This is a genomic window from Clostridia bacterium (assembly GCA_017410375.1).
GTDB lineage: Bacteria > Bacillota > Clostridia > RGIG6154 > RGIG6154 > RGIG6154.
Genome location: JAFQQW010000001.1, coordinates 48,216 through 69,612 on the forward strand (window position 1 = coordinate 48,216; position 21,397 = coordinate 69,612).

Consider the following 21,397-nt stretch of genomic DNA (forward strand, 5'->3'; position numbering starts at 1 on the left):
ATGATAAAAACTTTTGATTTCGATAAACTTGACATTATTGTCCCGATTATGATTGAACAGGATTGGCCGGATGTAAATGAAGTAATAGATGCTATTCGCTTTCAAAAAGAAAAATACGGAATTACTCGCTTTGCATTGGCTTTTCCCAGTACGGGTTGGAGAATGACAAAAATTCCGACTCTTTCACATTATGAAAAAATGGCAGAGATGTTTGTTGAAATTAAAAAAGAACTTTTAAAGGATGGTATAGATTGCGGATGGTGGAATCAACTGACTGTAAAATCCGGTGCATCTGAAAAATGCAGGCGCATGATTATGTCGGACGGAACCGAAACACCATTTGCGTCCTGTCCGTTAGACCCGGCTTTTCAAAAAATGTTTTCAGAGGCAACCGCGAGATTTGCTGAAATTGCAAAACCGTCTTTTGTGTTTTTTGAAGATGATTACTCTGTTTCTGCAGCTGCAAGAGGCAGATGGAACGGTTGCTATTGCAACCGTCATTTAGAGGCATTTGCGAAAAAAACAGCTCAGCGTTTTACACGTGAAGAACTAGTTGAAATCTTTGAAAAACAAACACCGGAATCTTATGAGTTGTTCAGAAAATGGCGTGAGCTTATGTGTGACTCTTTAGTAAGCCTTTCTGAAGCAGTACGCAGAGAAGTGGACAAAAAATCACCTGAAATTCCAATAGGTAGCATGCAACCCGGTTCTTGCGATGCAGACGGCGATTCAACCGAAAAAGTTGCACGGGCACTGGCAGGGAAAAACCACACGCCTTTTTGCAGAATTCACGGCACGGCATATTGCAACCGTGAGGATTCAAAAGATATTCCAACCCTATTGTATCATGCCCTTTATTCTAAACAACACATAGGCGACAATTTTGTTTTTTATCACGAATCAGACACTTTTCCTCACACAACTTTTTATATGTCTGCCAACAAAATGCGTGCAATAATGTCTGCTGCATATTCCTTTGGGTTTGACGGTTCTACCTTTCAGACGGCACAGATGCTGGACGATATGAATGAGGAACTGGCATACGGCAAGATGTTTAAAAATGAGTGTGAACGTTTTAATGAAGTGCATCGGATTGCAAAGCAATGCAAACTGCAAGGTGTAGAAATTGCATATGACCCATTCTGGAATACTGCAGAAGGCTTACCTTCCAATCCGTATTGGACAGAAAGTGTATCGTTGTTTGGTATTCCGTTTATGACCACAGAGTCGGATGTAGCATTCTGGGATGCCCGTCAGGCAAAATACAAAAGCCATGATGAAATCATGCAATATTTTTCCAAAGGACTGATTTTGGACGGTTCTGCCGCAAAGGTGCTGTGTGCACGTGGATACAGCAAATATTTAGGTGTTGAAATGGGCGAGGATGTGGCACAAGGCCGACTTCAATATGATTTGGGTGCGAGAGAAATCATAAAGCCGCCCTTTGATACATACAGCAAAGGAAAAAATATGCCTTCCGCACATATGTTTTCACGCGGTAAAAACGGCAAGCTTTTTGAAATGAAAATTATAAACCCTGAGGTTGAAATTATCAGTGAAGAGTATACGATGCATAAGGAGTTCGTATCGGTTGCTATGACACGCTTCCAAAACGAACTGGGCGGAAAAATTGTGATTATGGGAATGACACTTGAGAAAAACAAATCTCACTCCTTAATCAATTACCGCCGTCAGCACTTATTCCATGAAATGCTGAAATGGTGCAGCGATTCTTATGTGTTCGCTAAAAATCAACCCAACATTTATACAATTGTAAATGAAGCGATAAATCCCGAAGAAAGCGGATTTTACGGTATGCTTACACTGATTAATTTAGGTGATGACACACTTGATAATGTAACTTTGCATTTACCTCCAAAATGGCAAAAGGCTACAGAATTTAAACTACTTGACAAAAATGGAAAATGGGTTTCGGGTAATATTCAAAAACAAAAGGATGAGTTGATAATAGGCGAAGAATTTAAGCATTGTAATCCGATGTACATCTTGATAAAATAACCGAGAAATATATTGCTACCACCAAACAGGATATATGGTGTGTTCAATATCGTATATAGAGCGAGATGAAGCAAAGTTTTTTTGCAGTGCTTGCAAAAGAGATGAAGCGAATAAAACAATATTTACACTTGATAAAATACCTAAAAAGTCGGAACTGTGCCTTGAAAATGTTATAGATATATACAAATGTTATATTAAAAATAACAAATTAAGATATTATACTTGATGGGAGGAAATGAAATGTCAAAGCGAATTCCCTGCGAAATGCTTTATAATTGTAAAGATGAAAAATATAGCGAAGCTATCCGCCAATTTCAGGGTTGTCCTACCATAGCGATTACGAAAAAGGGCAGAATCTTTATGGGGTGGTACGCCGGAGGTACAAGAGAACCGCATATGGAAAACTATAATTTGCTGATTTACAGCGATGACAACGGAAAAACCTGGTCGGAGCCGATTTTGATTATTCCAAGCAATAAAGAGCTCTGCGTACATGCGCTTGATATTCAGCTTGTTGTATCACCCGAAGGCAAGCTTTTTGTGCATTGGGTACAAAATGACACCATTAAGTCGGATGAACAGTGCTATCATTGGGTAGACGGATATATTTTTGCGGATTTTCATCACGCACAATGGTTGACTGTTTGTGATGAACCGGATGCCGAAGTGCCGACTTTCAGCACGCCTCGGTATGTTGACAGTGGTTTTCTTCGTTGCAAAACAACCGTTCTGTCTGACGGCAGATGGTTTAATTGCAATTATGACCAGATTACCGATTGTTACGGTTACAGTATTTCGGAAGATAAAGGAGAAACCTTTAAAAGACACTATGGGGCGAAGAAAATTGAAACGCCTTTTGATGAAACCATGGTGTATGAGCGGAAAGACGGCTCTTTACATATGCTTGCACGAAATACGACCGGGTATCTTGCAGAAACCGTGTCAGAAGATGGGGGCAAAACCTGGTCTGAAGCCAAACTTACAGATATAGAAAGTCCGAATACAAGATTTTTCATTGCAAGAACACCATCCGGTAGAATTTTACTTGTAAATAATGACAACAAAGAAAAACGGATTAATATGTCTGTATATCTTTCAGAAGATGACGGCAGAACGTTTAAATACAAAAAATGTATTTATGAAGGAACTTCTTCCTATCCGGATGTGGATTTTTACGATGGTAAAATTTATTTGGTGTTTGACCACGGCAGAACAAAAGAAAAAGAAATTCTGTTTTGCGCTTTTACGGAAGATGATATCATGAATGATAAAACAATCGAAGTTAAAATCATAAGCAAACCTTAAATTATTCCTTTGATAAGGAGTTTTGGATAACCATTAATAAGCTTATAAAAATGAATAAAACAAAAATGCATCGGTAAATTACACTTGCGGTGGCAATAATTGCAGAAACACAGCGATTAAATTGGTTCCTGTCAAATAAAAATTGTGTTGTGGCAAAGAATCATTAAGAAATACCTTGCTCGACATCCTCACATAAGGATAATTCGACAGAAAACCATTTTTTGTAAATTTCGCCTTGTACTGTACTTAAAAATAAGATTCTCGGTGCAAATCAGTTTGGGGTTAGATATTTTGCGAATTAGAAAAAGCAAAAAAATGCAGTAATGTAAAGCATACTGCATTTTTTGTTGTTTCTCCCTTGACAGCGTGAATGCAGGGGAGTATAATGAACAAAAATGGCAAAGGTGGCGTGTGTATGGCAAGCAAAACAAAAGCGGATATGTGTCAAGGCCCTCTTTGGGGCAGTATTTTTAAATTTGCCTTTCCCATAATGCTAACCGGACTTATACAGAGCCTTTATAATGCGGCGGATACCATTATTGTAGGCCGTTTCGCAGGGCAGGAAGCACTGGCAGGTGTTGGCACCAGTGCCGCTCTTACTGCAATGATGCTGAATCTGTTTTTGGGACTTACTTCGGGTGTAACGGTGCTTCTCGGCAATGCCATTGGAGCAAACGACACCAAAAATATTCACAAAATTGTACATACATCCATTTCTCTTTGTATTATTGGCGGTCTTTTTATTTCGCTTGTGGGTATTTTGTTTGCAGAGCCCCTGCTCCGTATGACGGGGGTGCCCGAAGAAGTTATGCCGCAGGCAACCATTTATATGAAAATTATATTTATGGACAAAATTCCTATGCTTATTTACAATATCGGCGCGGCAATTCTTCGCGCCAAAGGCGAAACCAAACAACCACTTTACATTGTGTCTGTATCAGGGATTGTGAATGTGGGGTTAAATCTGTTGTTTGTAGTTGGCTTGCATATGCAGGCAGAGGGGGTTGCCATTGCGACCGTTATTGCACAGATTATTAACGCAGTTGCAATTCTGATTATCCTTTGTAAGAGCGAGGATGATACACGTCTTATTTTTAAGAAACTTAAAATTTATAAAAGACAGGCGATAGATGTTTTGAAAATCGGTTTGCCTGCAGGCATTCAGAGTGCAACCTTTTCTTTTTCCACCGTTATCATTCAGTCGGGGATAAACAGCTTTGGCGCGGCGGCGATTGCAGGTAGTACTGCGGCAAATAACATCACAAATTTTTATGATATCGTCTTTAATGCTATGTTTACAACGCCTATGGTATATGTCAGTCATAACATGGGCGCTAAAAAATATGACAGAATCGGAAAAATTGTTCGGGTTTGCCTGAGCTATGTATGTATTTTCTGGTTCTTACTTGCACTTTTAAGTTACTTTGGTAGAAATACCTTTATTGGGTTCTATACACCGGGAGATGCCGAGGCAATCCGGTATGGTGCAACAGTGCTTTTAATTAGTGGTGTAACTTTTGGCTTGTGCGGACTTATGAACGTAATGGGCGGCACAATCCGCGGTATGGGACATTCGTTTAAAAGTATGATTGTGACCTTGGGTGGCGTTTGCGGTATCCGTATTTTATGGGTTTTGACTGTGTTTAAGGCGGCGCCTACCATTGAAACTTTGTTTATTTCTTATCCGCTTTCCTGGCTCGGCACGTTTTTAGTACATTGCATAATATTCAGATTTTTACTCAAAAAAATAAAAATGGGGTTCACTTCATAATTTCAGACAATTTTTATTTGTCGGTGGCAGAATGGTTTGTAAGCAGAAAGGAAAAATTCAGTTTTGCGCTTTTACGGAAGAGGATATCATTAATGATAAAACAATCGAAGTTAAAATCATAAGCAAACCTTAAATTATTCCTTTGATAAGGAGTTTTGGATAACCATTAATAAGCTTATAAAAACGAATAAAAACAAAAATGCACCCGGGATGGGTGCAATCAATCCTGTCATTCTGAGCGTTAGCGAAGTATCTCGGGCATGTGCGGATATTTTCCGCGGGAAACTCTGCGTTTCACATTTTTTCGGCTGACCCGGTCAGCAACGAAAAAATTGTTTACTCGAGACTTCACAGTCCGCAAATGCTGTCGCGCATTTGCGTCTGCTCCGACGAACCGACCTATCGGTGGTTCGTTCACGCAGGAGAGGTAACAAAACAAAAAAGCACCCGAGATGGGTGCTTTTTTGTTTTGAAGATAATGTGCAATTTTGATACAATTTTTTGGGCGGTGCAAAATGCACCTAGATTATTTCACTGTGAAATAATCTTTTTTTACAGATTAATCTCTTTGGAAAAGGTGCTCCTACAAGCAAAAGACTATTTGTTTTGTTTCCGATAAACTAAGGGTGTAATCCCTTCGTGTTTCTTAAATGCACGAATGTATGAGGAAGTATCAGCAAAACCACATTTTGTGCTTATTTCTTCAATTGAATCTGTAGTACTGTTGAGAAGATTTTTAGATACATGAAGCCTCAGATTTAATATGTATTCATATGGGGAAAAACCGGTGTTTTGTTTGAATACTGTGGAAAAATAGCATCGACTCAGATGACAAATGTCGGCAAGAGTATCTGCTGAAAGCGTATTTGAATAATTTTCTGATATATAATTAAGTACATCATTAATTCTGGATTTATCATATTTTATGCTGTGGTGGGAAATGAGCGTTGTAAGTATGCGGTAAATTACATCAGAACATTTTTCTTCAGGAATTGTCTTTTTTATGTAGTCGTAAATTTTGTCAAAATATACTTCAATTTCAGCCAAATCGGTCATCAGATTAGAATTATAAAGCTCGGTTATATATTTATAATATTTGTTGCTTTGTTCGCCCATGAAATGGATATATTTAAACTCCCAAATTTCACCTGAAGGAAAGTATTCGTGGGCTTTTTTACAGTCAATAAAAAAGATGCTTTTTGGAGTGATAGAATATTGCTTTCCGTTATATTTAAGAATGCCTTCACCATTTACGGTATATAAAAGCAGGTAGCTCGGCAGGTTGTTTCTTTTTATATAAAAATCACTTTTACATATAAAATGTCCTGTCCATTGCACATAATAATAAAGTTTTATTGCAGTTTCTGTTGCAATGTGGGGTAAAGTTGTTTTAAAAAAACAATTTTCATTAAGCAACATAGCTAATCACTCCTCAAATAATAATTCTTACACTATAAAACAAATTGCATATTTTTTGAAACAATATGTAATTGAATATAGCTTGAATATTTGATATAATTATAAACAAATAGAGAGGATTTGTCAATGGTTATTTGTGCGAGGTGAAATATGGATATTATAAAAAAATATGTAGATAAATTTAATGGAGAGGACGAAGAATTGTATGTAAATCTTATAGATAATGCACATGCTTATGAGTGGCTTTCGGATGAGATTCCTGTTTTTGAATGTCCGGATGAGGATATTGAAGAAGCTTATTATTTCAGGTGGTGGACATACAGAAAACACCTTAAAAAGACTGAGGATGGATATATTATAAGCGAATTTCTGCCAAAGGTTTCGTGGAGTGGAAAACATAATGAAATAAATGCCGCTGTAGGGCATCATCTTTATGAGGGACGTTGGCTTAAAAATTCAGGGAAGTATCTTAAAGATTACATAAATTTCTTTTTGAATAACCCGGAGAGGGGGCATCAGTACAGTGCATGGCTCATATATGCTGTTCATCAGATGTGTATGGTAAACGGTGAATGGAATATGGGTGCAGACTTCCTTGAAAAGATATGCAGATACTATGAGGAATGGGAAAAAACACATCTCCTTCCAAATGGAATGTACTGGTCTTATGATAATTACGATGCTATGGAATATATGGTAAGTGGAACTACTGAAGATTTGAGGTGTTTAAAGGGCATCCGTCCTACGCTTAACTCATATATGTGTGCCGATGCATGGGCAATTGCCAATTTTGCAAGGCGTATGGGGAAAAAAGATATAGAGGAAAAATACCTGAAAAAATACGAACTCTTAAAAGAAGCCATAAACAAAAATCTCTGGCAGGATGGATTTTACAGAGCATTTCATTTTGAAGACAACGCAGAAGGAAGCACCGTTGAGAGTATTATAGAAAACTGGAGGGATAAAAGCCCGAAAGAACTTATAGGCTATATCCCGTGGATGTTCAATATCCCGTATGAGAAAAGAGAAAGTGTGTTTGAATATCTGACAGACGAGAATTTCTTCTCTACGGAATTTGGTCTTGCAACTTTAGAAAAAAACAACAAAAGATTTTTATATGAGGTAGACCATGAATGCCTTTGGAATGGTTATGTGTGGCCATTTGCAACAGCGCAGACTCTTACGGCTATGAGAAACATGATTGTAAACTGCAGTGACAGAGAAAAGTATAAAGATTCATTTTTTAAACTTTGTAAACAGTATGCAAAAAGCCATAAGCGGGTTGCTGAAAATGGAAAAATTGTAAATTGGATTGATGAGGTAAGACATCCTTTAAAGGATGAATGGTCAAGTCGTGAGATACTTAAAAATCTTGACTGGATGAAGGATATAGGTGGCATGCCGGAGCGTGGTAAGGATTATAATCATTCTACGTTCTGTGATGTTGTTATTTCAGGTATTGCAGGTGTTATATATGAAAAAGATGAATTGATGCTAATGCCAATGATTCCGGAAGATTGGGAATGGTTCAAACTTGAAAATCTTCATATAAGAGGTAAAAAATATTCTGTGATATATGATAAAACAGGAGATAAATATAACTGCGGAAAAGGTCTGATGATAAGAATGATTGGTTAAATATAAAGATACTAATGTGAAAATTAGCGTTTTTTGGTTGGTGTATATCTGATTCGTTAAGTATCAATCTGATTTGGGCTTTTTGAGTTAGATTTATGCTGTGAGGCGGAAAGGAGAATATTATGGAAAATTTTAAAAAATATATTAAAAATCCGGTTTTTGGGGACAAATCAACCGGAACAACATTTGATGCATATGTGTGGGTGGACAACGGAAGATACAGAATGGACTTTTCATGGAGGCCAAAGAAAGCATGTGCTGTTACCTTCAGTGATGACGGAATTAACTGGAGTGAGCCGGTTATTACTTTGAGTTCAAACGAAAAAACAGGCTGGGAGGACGATATAAACAGAAATTGTGTTATAAAGGTTGATGATGTGTATAAGATGTGGTATACCGGTCAGGCAAGAGGAAAGAGCTATATCGGTTATGCTGTAAGCAATGATGGTATAAATTTTATTCGTGTAAGTGAAGAACCTGTCATGATTGCGGAGTATAATTGGGAAAAGGAATCGGTTATGAATCCCTGTGTAATCTATGATGACGGATTATATAAAATGTGGTATTCGGCAGGTGAGACGTATGAGCCTAATGTTAATGCCTATGCAACAAGCACTAACGGAATAGAATGGAAAAAAGCAAAATGTAATCCTATTTTTGTATGTGACCCTGAAAATGAATATGAGCAAAACAGAATAGGTGGTTGCCATGTTGTTAAAACAGAGGGCATGGGTTATGTAATGTTCTACATAGGCTACAAGGATATTGATACAGCACAGATTTGTGTTGCAAAATCAAAAAATGGAATAACCGGGTGGGAAAGGTCGAAATTAAATCCATTAATTGTTCCTGAAAAAGGTATGTGGGATTCGGATGCATGTTATAAGCCGACAGTTGTATGGAATGAAAAAGATAAAAAATGGATGCTTTGGTATAACGGAAGAACAGCTGACCGTGAATATATTGGGTATGCAGAATATAATAATAGAAATTTATTTAAAGAAGAATTGTAGGAGGAAAGAAAAATGCCACTTATTGATATGCCAATTAAAGAATTGGAAAAATATGAAGGAACAAATCCGAAACCTGTTGATTTTGATGAATATTGGGATAATGCCATAAAAGAAATGAAAGCGGTAAATCCCAAGGTTGAATTTATAAAAAAGGAATTTGAATTTCCCGGAGCCGAATGCTACGATATGTATTTTACCGGTGTTAACGGTGCAAGAGTTTATGCTAAACATATAAGACCGAAAAATATAACAGGCAAAATACCGGCAATTCTTTTGTTCCACGGTTATTCAGGTCATAGTGGGGATTGGTGCCAAAAATTGTCTTATATACAGGCAGGCTTTGCGGTTTTTGCTATGGATGCACGAGGTCAGGGCGGAAAAAGTGAAGATGTAGGCGGTGTTCACGGAACTACATATGCAGGTCACATTGTAAGAGGCTTGGATGACAAAGATCCAAATAAACTTTTGTTCCGAGATATTTTCCTTGATACCGCTGAACTTGCAAACATTGCTATGAGTATGGATTTTATTGATGAAAATAAAATATATGCTATGGGCGGAAGTCAGGGCGGTGCATTAACAATTGCCTGTGCTGCATTAGAACCACGTGTAGCAAGAATTTCGACTACATTCCCGTTTTTATCGGATTATAAACGTGTTTGGGAAATGGATCTGGCAAAAGCTGCGTATGGTGAATTGAGACAGTACTTCAGGGATTTTGACCCTGAACACATCAGGGAGAACGAAATATTCACCAAGTTAGGTTATATTGATTTGCAGTACCTTGCACCAAGGATAAAAGCAAAAACTCAATTTATAACAGGACTTATGGATGAAATTTGTCCTCCATCAACACAGTATGCAGTATATAATAAGCTTGTTTGCGAAAAGACACACATTATATATCCCGATTTTGGGCATGAAGATATTAACACGGCTGCAGATAAAGTATTTTTGTTTTTTCTTTGATGATTTTTTAAAGCAAGGAGTAAATTTGTTATGCCAACAACCAATCAATCACATTTATCTGCTTTATACCTTCGTAATTTGCTCCATTGCCGATATCATCAAGAGTTAAAAGAGTTTTTGGGTAATTATCTTTTATCTCCTGCAACGGTGCTAGTTCTCGTTCTAAGGTCTTTTCATCAAGTACGCTTGCAGAAACCTGATAATACTCAACCTCGTTCATATTGGTTGCAACAAAATCCACTTCTTTTTCAGCTAACTTACCAATATTAACACGATTTTTTCTTCTTAAAAGTTCAAGATAAACCACATTTTCAAGAAGATGTCCCAAATCTCTTGTGGATTGGCTTATAATATGATTTCTTATTCCACTATCTACAAAATAATACTTGCCAAGAGTTTTTAGGAATTGTCTACCTTTTATATCGTATCTCGTTGCATTATAAAGAATATAGCTGTCTGTCAAAGCTCTTAAATACGCCTCAACTGTATTAGGCGAAATCTTTCTGCCACTTGATATCAGTGTATCGCTTATTTTCTTTGTCGAAATAGGACTTCCTATACTTGAGGCAACGGTTTTTAATATGTTCTCCAATACTGATACATCATTTATTTTCTCTCTTGTAGCAACATCTTTTAAGAGAATGGTGTTGTAGCTACCTTCGATATACTGATTTATAACTTTCTCATTGTTTTCAAGATATGCAACATAGGGGAACGAGCCATATCTTAAATAGCTATCAAAGATTTCTCGTTTGTTTTTGCCGCTTTCCTTTGTTGCTTCGTAGTATTCTTTGAAAGAAAAGGGTAACATATCAATTTGAATATATCTTCCTGAAAGCAATGTTGCAAGTTCTCCTGACAGTAAATAAGCATTAGAACCTGTAATATAAACATCGCAGTTTTTCTTTATAAAAAGACTGTCAACCGCTTTTTCAAATTCACTACATTTCTGCACTTCATCTATAAAAATGTAATTATTTTTATTGGGAACAAGGTTTGAAGTTATATAGTTGTATAACGCTTTGTAATCCAATAAATCAGCATTTTCAAGCTCTTCAAGATTGACCGATATAATTTGACTATCATCTATGCCTGTCTGCTTTAAATGGTCAATGTACAACTCAAACAAAGTAGATTTACCGCATCTTCTGACACCGGTGATAACTTTGATAACCTGTTTATCTTTTAGTGCTATTAAATTATCTAAATATTCTTTTCGCTGAATCATTTTTGGCACCTCATTTCTTTGATTTTATACTAACACAAAACTTTGATTTTGCCAATAGTTTTTTCTCATACAAGAAAAAACTTGTAAATTTCGACAACTTATTTCTGTAGACGTTTCGGAAATAAGTTTTCCCTAATCAAGTAGGAGGCTAATCAACTTATGGTTAGCCTCCTACTCGATTTTGTTCTAATGAATATTCTGTAAAACACATCAAAATGACTTCAATATGTAGCGTTGCACTATGTACTTTTTCTGTAATCAGCCGGGCAAATGCCAAATGCTTTTTTAAATTCTCTGCTGAAATAGCTCATATCTGTATAGCCTGATAGTTCAGCGGCTTCTGTTATTGTATACATTCCGGACGTTATAAGCTCCTTTGCGTAAGATATTTTCAGTTCATTGATATATTTTCGCGGCGATATTCCAAATGTATTTTTAAATATTTTTCTTAAATAATCTTCACTTATATCGCACATTGCAGACAACTCTGAAATGCATATACTTTCGTTTGTGTAATTCTTTTTAATATATTCAACAGCAGGAGCAATCAGATTAGCGGTACTGCGTGCCATGTATTTTGAGTTGTATTCGCTCTGCATCATAGATATAATATTATACAAAATTGATTTACACTGCATATGAAATGCGGTGTTTTTATTTTTCCATAATTCCGTTGCCTTTTCAAACTCCTTAATAAAAGCAGAAGCATTTTTTAATTTGAAGGAAAACGGTTCAAAATCAATATTTTCGGAAATATCAAAATTTATTGCATAACAATTTCCCGAAATTTTCGAACAGACTGTATAACTTGAACCTTTTGGCATATAAATAATCTCATTTTGTCCAACTGAAACAACTTTTTCATCAGAAAAAACATATTTTTTTGCATCATCCGGATTTGGGGATATGTTAACAGCAATGCCGTGCGAGGCTCTGTTTTTATGAACGGGTTCGCCTGTTCCGGGTTTAACATATGTTGCAAGCATGATATTTGTAATATTAAAATCAGAATTCATAAAATTTTTCATAACATTACCTCTTGGTGTTATTATATAATTCATTCTTGAAAAAGTCAAGTGATATTGAAATGTCTATGTACTTTTTTGTTTTATAGTATATAATTTGTAATATCAGTAATTAATTTTGAAAGGAATGGTTTTCGTGAGCAATTTATGGAACGCATTTGAAACTGACAGAGAAATGCTTGATAAACAGTATGTCAAAGCATGGAACAATGAGGAATCCTTCGAAAGGGTAGAAAATCTGCAAAGTAGAGTTATGGAGCTTGCCGATACATTAAAAGAATGCTCGCATCCCGTAGTCAAAGCAAAATGCTTTGATTACATATTGGAGAATGCACAGATTTGCATTAATCCTGATGATTGGTTCGGGATTTCATTAGAGGCTGCGAAAATGGATCCGATAGTGGATATTGGTTGTCATTATGTTAAAATTTTAAATTCACTGCACAATAAATGGAAAAACGAGCTTGGTGATGTATTGTACCCGGAGCAGGATAAGCATTTTTGCAAATATGCAGTAAATAATTTGCTTAACGAATTTTATATTGATTACAATCATTCAACTCCAAACTGGGAAGATATTTTTAAATACGGAATCAACGGTCTTTTAAAAAGAGTACAGAGCTATAAAACTGATTTAGACAAAAAATCACCACTGTTCTCCGAACAGCTTGCATATTTTGAAGGTATTGAAATAACATACAATGCAATTTTAAAGCTATTTAAAAGATATATAATTGCATTAGATAAAAAAACAGAGCCCAAAATGGTATGTATGAAAAAGGCTTTTGAAAATCTGACAAACAACCCTCCAGCAAACACTTATGAGGCACTTTTGCTTGCTGTGCAGTATTGGTTTTTGCAGGAAAACATAGACTGCGTAAGAGCAAGAACAATGGGTGGACTTGATCAGCTTTACTATCCGTTCTATAAAAACGATTTAGAAAACGGTACATTCACAAAGGAAAATATAAAAGAGCTGTTTGTATATTTTATGAACGTTTTTAATGCAATGCGCGTGGCGTATCAGCAGCCAATCTATGTCGGTGGTATGAACGAAAAAGGCGCTTGCATCGTAAATGAGCTTTCATATATAGTATTGGATGCTTATAATACTTTGTCTGCTCCAAATCCGAAGCTTCAGACAAAAATAGGTAAAAACACGCCTGATAAATTTTTAAAAGCCGTTGTTGAAACCATACGAAACGGAAATTCAAGCATTTCCATTATGAACGATGATAATGCAGCATTGTCACTTATGAAGTTAGGGGTACCTGAAGAGGAAGCGCTTACGAATCTTATGTCGGGATGTTGGGATTATACCGTAAAAAATCATGAGGTCAAAACACTACCCGTCAGAGTTTCTTTGCCTAAAATTTTGGAATACACAATGACAAACGGCAGATGTCTCACCACAAATGAAACTGTAGGCTGTGAAACAGGGAGCACTTTTGAAACCTTTGAGGATTTTTATTCTGCTTATGAAAAGCAATGGCTGTATATCTGGAAAAGGGTTAAAAGTATTATTGAAAATTGGGAGTTGTACCTTGCTGATATCAGCCCATCGAATATGTTTTCGGGAACTATGACCGACTCGCTTGCACAGGGAGTTGACGGATACGCACGGGGAATGAAGTATAATACGACGGTTTATACGGTCGCAGGACTTGGTACATTGGTTGACGGTCTTTGTGCTGTAAAAAAATATGTGTTTGACAAAAAAGAGGTTTCTCTTGTAGAATTTGTTGAAATTTTAAAAAATAATTGGAACAACAATGAGCGACTCAGAAAAATCATTTTAAATGATAAAGATAAATACGGAAACGGCTCGGATTTGGCAGATGAATTAATGATCAGATTAACTGATTTCTTTGCCAAAAGTATAAACGGCGTTCCAAACAGCAGAGGCGGATACTGGAAACTTGGTACTTTATCTATAGATAAGAATGTCCGTTATGGTGCAGTGACAAAGGCAACGCCTGACGGTAGAAAAGAAGGCGAACCATTTTCAAAAAATCTTTCTCCTGTAATCGGAATGGACCGTGGAGGAATAACAACCTTATTAAACTCAGTCGGCAAAATGGATTTTTCACAATTCCCGCACGCAGGAATGCTTGATCTGATTTTACATCCGACAGCAGTAAGCGGTGATGATGGTCTTGAGGCTTTTGCCGGTCTTGTAAAAGCGTATTTTGCCAAAGGCGGTCACTCTTTGCAGTTTAATATTTTCTCCGCTGAGACATTAAAGGAAGCACAGAAAAATCCGGAAAAATACAGAACACTTCAAATCAGAGTTTGCGGATGGAATGTGTATTTTGTTGATTTGGAAAAGGTATTGCAGGATGCATTTATAAAACAATGTGAGCATTATGAAAGTATTTAATAGAATTGTGAGGCCTACAAAATGAAGAAGATTGTTTTAATAGGAGATTCAATACGAAAAGGCTATGACAGCTACACGAAAATGGCATTCGAAGACGTGGCCGAGGTTTATTATCCGGAAGACAACTGCCGTTTTGCAGCATACACGCTAAGACATCTTTGTGATTGGAAAGATCAATTTGGATGCGGAGATGATGTTGACTGTGTACATTGGAATGCAGGACTGTGGGACTGCCTTATTATGGCAGTTGACGGCGAATATTTAACACCAATAGAGCTATATAAATACTATCTTGAGAGGGTTTGTAATGCTATCAAAAAATTGTTCCCCTATGCTAAAGTGATTTTTGCCACTTCTACACCTGTTCAGGAAGAATTGTTCTGGAGGAATAAAAGGTATAACAAAGATATTGAAGCATATAACAATGCAGCGATTGAAATTGCAAAAAAGCACGGATTTGAAATAAACGATCTTTATGCTCTTACAAAAGATGCGCCAAAATCTTATCATTCTGATTTAACGCACTATTATACAAAAGAAGGAACAAAACTCATTACAAATAAGGTTGTTAAGTGTATAGAAAATTGTCTGAACATCAAAGCAAAAGAACTTGATTATGACAAGCTGTTTGCTGATACTGACGATGTAGTTGGTATTTAAAACAAGCAAAAAAAACAATATTATATTATCAAAATGGCAAGCTAAAATATATAGATATCATTAACGGAGCGCCCGGGACTATGCCTTCTGTTATCGAAAACTGTAGCTTTGCAACTTCAAATGAATATTTAAAAGTAACAGGTAAAAAAATGAATGTAAGCGGAAGAAAACCCTACTTGTTTGGGTAACGGAGGAAAAGTAAATGAAATCATTTTTATTAATAGGTCAGTCAAATATGGCAGGACGAGGAGAGTTCGGAGAAGTTCCCGAAATCATAAATTCAAAATGCTTTATGTTGAGAAACGGAAAATGGGTGCCTATGAGTGAGCCCATAAACCCTGACAGGAGTATTTTTAATTATTTTCATAGCGGAAGAGGTCTCAGCGCTTCGTTTGCTGATGAATATGCAAAGTATTTTAATGAAGATGTTGGACTGATTCCTTGTGCAGACGGCGGAACGAAGCTTTCGCAGTGGATGCCGGGGGAAATACTGTATGACAATGCTGTAAATAATGCAAAATTGGCACAGCGTACATCAGAGATAGTTGGCATCTTATGGCATCAGGGTGAAAACGACAGCCATTTTGAAGAGGATGCAAACACATATCAACAAAGATTTACAGAAATGATTACACGACTTAGAAAAGATTTGGGTAATGAAAAACTTCCGGTTATAGTAGGCGAGCTTGGAAGATTTGCGGCCTCCTATCAAAATGGCAAGCTTAAATATATGGATATCGTTAACGAAGCGCTCAGGACTATGCCTTTTGTTATCGAAAACTGTGGCTTTGCAAGTTCAGAGGGCTTGACTGACAGAGGTGACAACATACATTTTAATTCTGTTTCCTACAGAATCTTTGGAAAAAGGTATTTCAATGAATACTTAAATGTAGTAGGTGCAGAAAATGAAAAGTAATATTTTTTCAAATAAAATAATGACCGTTTTGTTGGCGGCTGTTGTGTCAATGCTTTGGGGAACTTTGTTTCCCATGATAAAAATAGGATACAAAACTTTTGAAATTGATAATACAGAGGTTGCCTCAATTCTGCTTTTTGCGGGAGTCAGATTTTTAATAAGCGGAATAATACTTGTTGCTATGTGCAGCACAAAAAACAAAAAGCTTGAGTTCCCCAAAGGAAAAAAGCTTTATTCGGTACTTATTGTAAGTATGCTTACGGTTGTTGTTCACTATGCCCTTACATATACAGGACTGTCGCTGGCAGATAGTTCAAAATCTTCTGTATTAAAGCAGATAGCCTTTCTGATTGTACCGTGTATTTCATTCCTGTTCAGAAAAGATGATAAATTTTCATTTTATAAAGTTTTTGCGGCAATACTCGGCTTTTCATCTGTTATTATAATAAACCTGGAAGGCATGAATCTTGTTTTCGGCATGGGTGAAATTTTGATTATATTAGCTTCATTCAGCTCTATGCTTGGGCAAATGGCATCCAAAAATATATACGATAAATATAAGCCAACATATATTGTTGCATATGCACAGCTTTTAGGCGGTATTATTCTGGTTATATCAGGATTAATATTCGGCGGAAGCATAGGTAAGATTTCTTTACAAAGCATTGCTGTTTTAGGATATATATGTTTTGCATCAATAACAGCAAACCTTTTATGGAATACATTGATTAAATATAATGATATGTCAAAACTTGCAGTTTTAAAAAGTATGGATCCGCTTTTCGCCTCATTGTTTTCAGCACTGCTTTTAGGCGAAAACATTTTAAAGCCAACCTATCTTGCAGCGACGGTGTTGATTGTAACTGCAATATATGTCAGCAACCATGTTTCTAAGACTAAAAAAGGAAACTAAATTATGAAAGCAAAAATATTTGAAATAAAACGCTTCGCTGTACACGACGGTGATGGAATAAGAACAACTGTATTTTTCAAAGGTTGTCCACTTAAATGTGTGTGGTGTCACAATCCTGAAGGAATAGATTTTGCGCCTCAGCTTGCCTATTACGAAAACAAATGTATTGGTTGTGGAGAGTGTATTTCCGTGTGCCCGTCGGCTGCTCACAAACTTGGCCACCCGTTTGACAGGACAAACTGTATCGCTTGTGGAAAATGTGCCGACGTTTGCCTCGGAAACGCTCTGACTTTCTACGGCAAGGAAATATCGGTAGACGAACTGTTGCCAATACTTTTGGCAGATAAAGAATTTTATGAAAATTCAGGAGGCGGTATCACCCTTTCGGGCGGAGAATGCCTGATGCAGGCAGATTTTTGTGCCGATCTTTTGAAAGTCTTAAAAGAAAACGGTATACATACTGCAGTTGACACCTGCGGACTTGTTTCAAAAGAAACGCTCGACAAAGTTATACACTACACCGATATTTTCCTTTACGATTTAAAAGCTTATGACGAAAATGTTCATATAAAATGCACAGGACAATCAAACAAAATTATACTTGAAAATTTAAAGTATTTAGATAGCTGTGGAAAGAAAATTGAAATCCGCATTCCCTATGTTCCAAAGTATAATGATGATCAGATGGAAAAGATGGGAGAATTCCTGTCAAAGTTAAATAATGTTGTTAAAGTAAGGGTTTTGCCATATCATAATTATGCAGGGTCAAAATACAAATCTCTTAATATGAAGATTACTCTTCCTGAAATTTTGCCGACTGATGAGGAAATAAAATCGGCTAAAGAAACAATCAAAACATACGGACTTAGTGTGTGCGATTAAGAATTTCGTAATCATCAGGGGAGCTCGCCATGAACTCCCCTGATGATTCTTGAAACTTCTATTTCAGACACTCGTTTTTATGAATATATTTCTGTTATATGAAAGGATTTTTAATATGAAAGAATTTTTGTTGGGATGTAATTATTGGGCGTCAAATGCCGGAACTGAAATGTGGAGAAATTGGGATGAAGATGCCATAAGAAATGATTTTGAGATTTTGTCCCGGAACGGAGTAAAGCATCTCCGTGTATTTCCTGTTTGGAGAGATTTTCAGCCGGTTTCCCCTCTTTTTGATAGTTGCGTAAAAATAAGAGAATACCGTGTTCATGAGGATAAAATTCCTGAAAACAAATACTATCTTGATGAAGCTATGCTTGGAAAATTCGAAAGATTTTGTGACATAGCTGAGGAATTTCATTTAAAGCTTATTGTAGGTATTATTACCGGATGGATGAGTGGCAGACTTTTTATTCCTCCGGCTGTTTACGGTAAAAATTTATATACAGATCCGACTGCTTTAATGTTTGAACTTAAGTTCATTGAAGGATTTGTTCAAAGAATGAAAAACAAAGTGGCGATTTGTGCATGGGACTTAGGAAACGAATGTAATTGTATGAGTGAAGCGAATAGTTATGAATTGGCAGAAGTGTGGACAGGTATGATAAGCAACGCTATAAAAGCAAATGATTCTGTTAGACCTGTGATTTCAGGCATGCATAGCTTATCTATAGAAGGAATTTGGAGAATAAGCGGACAAGCCGCATATACAGACATACTTACAACCCATCCTTATCCGTATTTTGTTCCCCATTGCTCAAAAGATAATTTTGCATCCATGAGAACACTTCTTCATGCAACCTGCGAGACAAAATATTATTCGGATATTTCAGGTAAACCGTGTATGGTAGAAGAACTTGGAAATCTCGGCCCGATGATGTGCGATGATGAAATGGCAGGAAATTTCATCAAATTAAATATGTTTTCAAATTGGGCAAGCGGAGCTAACGGTCTATTGTGGTGGTGTTCAAGCGATCAAATTATGCTTGAAACGCCTCCATATTGTTGGAATATGTGTGAATTAGAGCTTGGTTTGTTGGATAGAAATAAAAAAGAAAAACCCACACTTAAAGAAATCAAAAAATTTTCAGAGTGGATTAAAAGTCTTGATTTTATTTTACCCGAAGCACGAGAAGATGCGGTTTGTATCGTAACAGACGGACAGGACCAATGGGGAGTAGCATATATGTCATATTTGCTTGCGAAACAAGCTAAATTAAATTTGAAATTCGCATATGGAACACAGGATATTCCAATGTCGGATGTTTATATGCTGCCATCGGTAAATTCTGTGCGCATGATGCCTTCGTATCAATTTAACGAACTTAAAAGACGGGTTTATGAGGGTGCAACACTTTATATTTCGAATAATACTTCAGTTATTTCAGAGTTCAAAGAGTTGACAGGGGTTATAATCAATGATTCCAACACAACATATGATGCCGGAGAGTTCGTGTTAAATGATAAAAAACTCATTTATAGCAGAAACCGAATATATACAATTTCCGAACAAACCGCACAGGTTATTTGCTGTGATGAAAACGGCATTCCGCTTATTACTGTATGCGAATATGGCAAGGGAAAGGTGTATTATGTGAATTTCCCTGTTGAAACTATGCTTCTTGATATGCCAAATGCACATAAAACAGACTTATTTGAAATTTATCGTGTTGTATTTGCGAAAAAAATAGACAGTCACATAGCAGACAGTGATTGTAAATATATCGGAATTACCGAGCATATCGAGGATGCGAACAACGCATATATTGTTTTGATCAATTATTCCGATAAAATAGTAGATGTAAATTTGAAAGTTAAATCCGAATATAATATTAGCAAGGTGATACGCGGAGATATAGAAAGCATGGCACCATTTGAAACTACGATTATCAAAGTGTCGAGAAGGTAATGAAATACTCCATGCCGAAGGCTTTAAAAGGTTGAGCAGTGAAGAATAAAAATACAATAACAAAATATATTTAAAATAAAAAAAGCCGACAAGAAACGTCTCCTTGTCGGCTTTTTTTTATTTTATTCTTCACCACTTAAACGCTTATATTCTTGTCTGACTTCTCTAATTTTATCTCCATTATCCATTTACAATCCTCCTATAACAAACAAGATAATTCTTATTTGTTAGCAATTTGCATCATTCTCTGAAGTGCGTGTTGGTAACCTCTACTATGAGCAACGCCATACCAATATGCAGCAAGATTAACATTGGTGTTTTTTGTGAATTCTCCAACCACAAACATAGCTGCTCTATCACCAAGTCCTGCAGATTTTGTGTACATTCTCAATGCTGACTGCATATCCTTTTCAACACCTTTACCAACAAAAAGCATATCACCATAACACTTTATACCGTGAGCATCATTTTCAAAGGCAATAGCATTGTACATTCTTTCAGCCATTTCAAAATTTTCTGCAGACTCAAACATATCGCCTGCAAAATATGCCGCCAAAGGAAATCCCGCCAATGTCATAGCAACGAATTCATCAATTGGTGTTGTTATCTCTTGGTCTGCCCACATTTCAAGATAGGCCATCGCACACTTATATAAAAATGAATAAAACAAAAATGCACCGTGTTTCACAAAGAAACTTTTCTCGGTGCATTTTCTGTTAGAAAAGTTTTCGAGTGAATTTTGATTTTAAAATATGTAAAAAAACAGGTGTTTCTACATATAAAATAAATCACTCGGAAACTTATCTTTTTTTAGTTTCCTTTTAATAAAGAGGTTTCGGACATAAAAAAAGAACCGCAACTTTGTATCAAAATTGCAGTTCTTATTTGAAGATAACGTGCAATTTTGATACAATTTTTTGGGCGGTGCAAAATGCACCCAGATTATTTCACAGTGAAATAATCTTTTTTTACAGATTAATCTCTTTTGGAAAAGTGCTCCTAAAGCCGTTGTTTAAACACGAAAAATACGAACGAGGATTTGAAGTAATAAGTAATAGTGAAAAGGGAAGAAGTTGATGTACTTTTGTTCTCGTATAGTTTTTTATATGAAAACTAAAATATTTGGACTTTCAAAGTAAAAACACACCCTACTGGAGTGAACCCAAAAGTTTAGACAAAATTTAATATTAAATTGCTTGAGAATGAGTTCGGTATTGTACCGGGCTCATTCCGTTTAATTTAAGAGATATTCTCTTGTTGTTGTAGTAATGTATGTATTCTTCCAGCTTCTTA

The 21,397-nt window shown here is 36.3% G+C and carries 17 protein-coding genes; 12 read left to right on the forward strand and 5 right to left on the reverse strand.

What is annotated here, in order from left to right; genetic code table 11:
- From IJE10_00205 to IJE10_00215, 3 genes are all read left to right on the forward strand, one after another.
- The gene (locus IJE10_00205; protein MBQ2966528.1) at positions 1 to 2,019 is read left to right on the forward strand and encodes a hypothetical protein; all 2,019 of its coding nucleotides are present in this window, start codon (positions 1 to 3) and stop codon (positions 2,017 to 2,019) included.
- Between the two features lie 240 nt (positions 2,020 to 2,259).
- Positions 2,260 to 3,324 (forward strand): exo-alpha-sialidase, encoded by a 1,065-nt coding sequence (locus tag IJE10_00210; protein MBQ2966529.1) that lies wholly within the window; start codon positions 2,260 to 2,262, stop codon positions 3,322 to 3,324.
- 415 nt (positions 3,325 to 3,739) lie between these two features.
- Positions 3,740 to 5,095, forward strand: coding sequence for an MATE family efflux transporter (locus tag IJE10_00215; protein ID MBQ2966530.1), 1,356 nt, complete (start codon positions 3,740 to 3,742; stop codon positions 5,093 to 5,095).
- Between the two features lie 597 nt (positions 5,096 to 5,692).
- Here the strand turns inward: IJE10_00215 and IJE10_00220 are convergent.
- Positions 5,693 to 6,514 carry a helix-turn-helix transcriptional regulator gene (locus tag IJE10_00220; GenBank protein MBQ2966531.1) on the reverse strand — a complete coding sequence of 274 codons (822 nt, stop codon included), beginning with the start codon at positions 6,512 to 6,514 and terminating at the stop codon, positions 5,693 to 5,695.
- 150 nt (positions 6,515 to 6,664) lie between these two features.
- Between IJE10_00220 and IJE10_00225 the strand changes: the two genes are divergently transcribed.
- From IJE10_00225 to IJE10_00235, 3 genes are all read left to right on the forward strand, one after another.
- Positions 6,665 to 8,152: a hypothetical protein gene (locus tag IJE10_00225; protein ID MBQ2966532.1), complete on the forward strand. Its 1,488-nt coding sequence runs from the start codon at positions 6,665 to 6,667 to the stop codon at positions 8,150 to 8,152.
- Positions 8,153 to 8,274: 122 nt separating this feature from the next.
- Positions 8,275 to 9,165, forward strand: a complete 891-nt coding sequence (locus tag IJE10_00230; GenBank protein MBQ2966533.1) for a hypothetical protein — start codon at positions 8,275 to 8,277, stop codon at positions 9,163 to 9,165.
- Between the two features lie 12 nt (positions 9,166 to 9,177).
- Positions 9,178 to 10,134: an alpha/beta fold hydrolase gene (locus tag IJE10_00235; protein ID MBQ2966534.1), complete on the forward strand. Its 957-nt coding sequence runs from the start codon at positions 9,178 to 9,180 to the stop codon at positions 10,132 to 10,134.
- 28 nt (positions 10,135 to 10,162) lie between these two features.
- On the opposite strand, the gene IJE10_00240 is transcribed toward IJE10_00235, so the two are convergent.
- Positions 10,163 to 11,362, reverse strand: coding sequence for an ATP-binding protein (locus tag IJE10_00240; protein ID MBQ2966535.1), 1,200 nt, complete (start codon positions 11,360 to 11,362; stop codon positions 10,163 to 10,165).
- A gap of 239 nt (positions 11,363 to 11,601) precedes the next feature.
- Complete coding sequence (locus IJE10_00245; protein ID MBQ2966536.1) at positions 11,602 to 12,390, reverse strand: helix-turn-helix transcriptional regulator; 789 nt, start codon at positions 12,388 to 12,390, stop codon at positions 11,602 to 11,604.
- A 133-nt stretch (positions 12,391 to 12,523) separates the two neighbouring features.
- On the opposite strand from IJE10_00245, the gene IJE10_00250 reads away from it, so the two are divergent.
- From IJE10_00250 to IJE10_00275, 6 genes are all read left to right on the forward strand, one after another.
- Positions 12,524 to 14,767, forward strand: a complete 2,244-nt coding sequence (locus tag IJE10_00250; GenBank protein MBQ2966537.1) for a hypothetical protein — start codon at positions 12,524 to 12,526, stop codon at positions 14,765 to 14,767.
- A 21-nt stretch (positions 14,768 to 14,788) separates the two neighbouring features.
- On the forward strand, positions 14,789 to 15,427 hold the full coding sequence (locus IJE10_00255; protein MBQ2966538.1) for a hypothetical protein: 639 nt from the start codon (positions 14,789 to 14,791) through the stop codon (positions 15,425 to 15,427).
- A gap of 202 nt (positions 15,428 to 15,629) precedes the next feature.
- Positions 15,630 to 16,343 carry a sialate O-acetylesterase gene (locus tag IJE10_00260; protein ID MBQ2966539.1) on the forward strand — a complete coding sequence of 238 codons (714 nt, stop codon included), beginning with the start codon at positions 15,630 to 15,632 and terminating at the stop codon, positions 16,341 to 16,343.
- The gene (locus IJE10_00265) at positions 16,333 to 17,256 is read left to right on the forward strand and encodes an EamA family transporter (protein MBQ2966540.1); all 924 of its coding nucleotides are present in this window, start codon (positions 16,333 to 16,335) and stop codon (positions 17,254 to 17,256) included. The genes IJE10_00260 and IJE10_00265 overlap by 11 nt, the downstream gene beginning before the upstream one ends.
- Before the next feature lie 3 nt (positions 17,257 to 17,259).
- The gene (locus IJE10_00270) at positions 17,260 to 18,138 is read left to right on the forward strand and encodes a glycyl-radical enzyme activating protein (GenBank protein MBQ2966541.1); all 879 of its coding nucleotides are present in this window, start codon (positions 17,260 to 17,262) and stop codon (positions 18,136 to 18,138) included.
- A gap of 115 nt (positions 18,139 to 18,253) precedes the next feature.
- Complete coding sequence (locus IJE10_00275; GenBank protein ID MBQ2966542.1) at positions 18,254 to 20,104, forward strand: hypothetical protein; 1,851 nt, start codon at positions 18,254 to 18,256, stop codon at positions 20,102 to 20,104.
- Between the two features lie 220 nt (positions 20,105 to 20,324).
- On the opposite strand, the gene IJE10_00280 is transcribed toward IJE10_00275, so the two are convergent.
- On the reverse strand, positions 20,325 to 20,792 hold the full coding sequence (locus IJE10_00280) for a sel1 repeat family protein (GenBank protein MBQ2966543.1): 468 nt from the start codon (positions 20,790 to 20,792) through the stop codon (positions 20,325 to 20,327).
- A gap of 499 nt (positions 20,793 to 21,291) precedes the next feature.
- On the reverse strand, positions 21,292 to 21,397 hold a 106-nt coding region (locus IJE10_00285), incomplete at its 5' end, for an IS3 family transposase (GenBank protein MBQ2966544.1).

What these genes read in the sequence shown, in the direction of transcription:
- IJE10_00270 (MBQ2966541.1), top strand. Translation starts at nt 17,260, where the DNA reads ATGAAAGCAAAAATATTTGAAATAAAACGCTTCGCTGTACACGACGGT.
- IJE10_00240 (MBQ2966535.1), bottom strand. Translation starts at nt 11,362, where the DNA reads ATGATTCAGCGAAAAGAATATTTAGATAATTTAATAGCACTAAAAGAT.
- IJE10_00205 (MBQ2966528.1), top strand. Translation starts at nt 1, where the DNA reads ATGATAAAAACTTTTGATTTCGATAAACTTGACATTATTGTCCCGATT.
- IJE10_00220 (MBQ2966531.1), bottom strand. Translation starts at nt 6,514, where the DNA reads ATGTTGCTTAATGAAAATTGTTTTTTTAAAACAACTTTACCCCACATT.
- IJE10_00265 (MBQ2966540.1), top strand. Translation starts at nt 16,333, where the DNA reads ATGAAAAGTAATATTTTTTCAAATAAAATAATGACCGTTTTGTTGGCG.
- IJE10_00260 (MBQ2966539.1), top strand. Translation starts at nt 15,630, where the DNA reads ATGAAATCATTTTTATTAATAGGTCAGTCAAATATGGCAGGACGAGGA.
- IJE10_00215 (MBQ2966530.1), top strand. Translation starts at nt 3,740, where the DNA reads ATGGCAAGCAAAACAAAAGCGGATATGTGTCAAGGCCCTCTTTGGGGC.
- IJE10_00275 (MBQ2966542.1), top strand. Translation starts at nt 18,254, where the DNA reads ATGAAAGAATTTTTGTTGGGATGTAATTATTGGGCGTCAAATGCCGGA.
- IJE10_00225 (MBQ2966532.1), top strand. Translation starts at nt 6,665, where the DNA reads ATGGATATTATAAAAAAATATGTAGATAAATTTAATGGAGAGGACGAA.
- IJE10_00245 (MBQ2966536.1), bottom strand. Translation starts at nt 12,390, where the DNA reads ATGAAAAATTTTATGAATTCTGATTTTAATATTACAAATATCATGCTT.
- IJE10_00210 (MBQ2966529.1), top strand. Translation starts at nt 2,260, where the DNA reads ATGTCAAAGCGAATTCCCTGCGAAATGCTTTATAATTGTAAAGATGAA.
- IJE10_00230 (MBQ2966533.1), top strand. Translation starts at nt 8,275, where the DNA reads ATGGAAAATTTTAAAAAATATATTAAAAATCCGGTTTTTGGGGACAAA.
- IJE10_00235 (MBQ2966534.1), top strand. Translation starts at nt 9,178, where the DNA reads ATGCCACTTATTGATATGCCAATTAAAGAATTGGAAAAATATGAAGGA.
- IJE10_00255 (MBQ2966538.1), top strand. Translation starts at nt 14,789, where the DNA reads ATGAAGAAGATTGTTTTAATAGGAGATTCAATACGAAAAGGCTATGAC.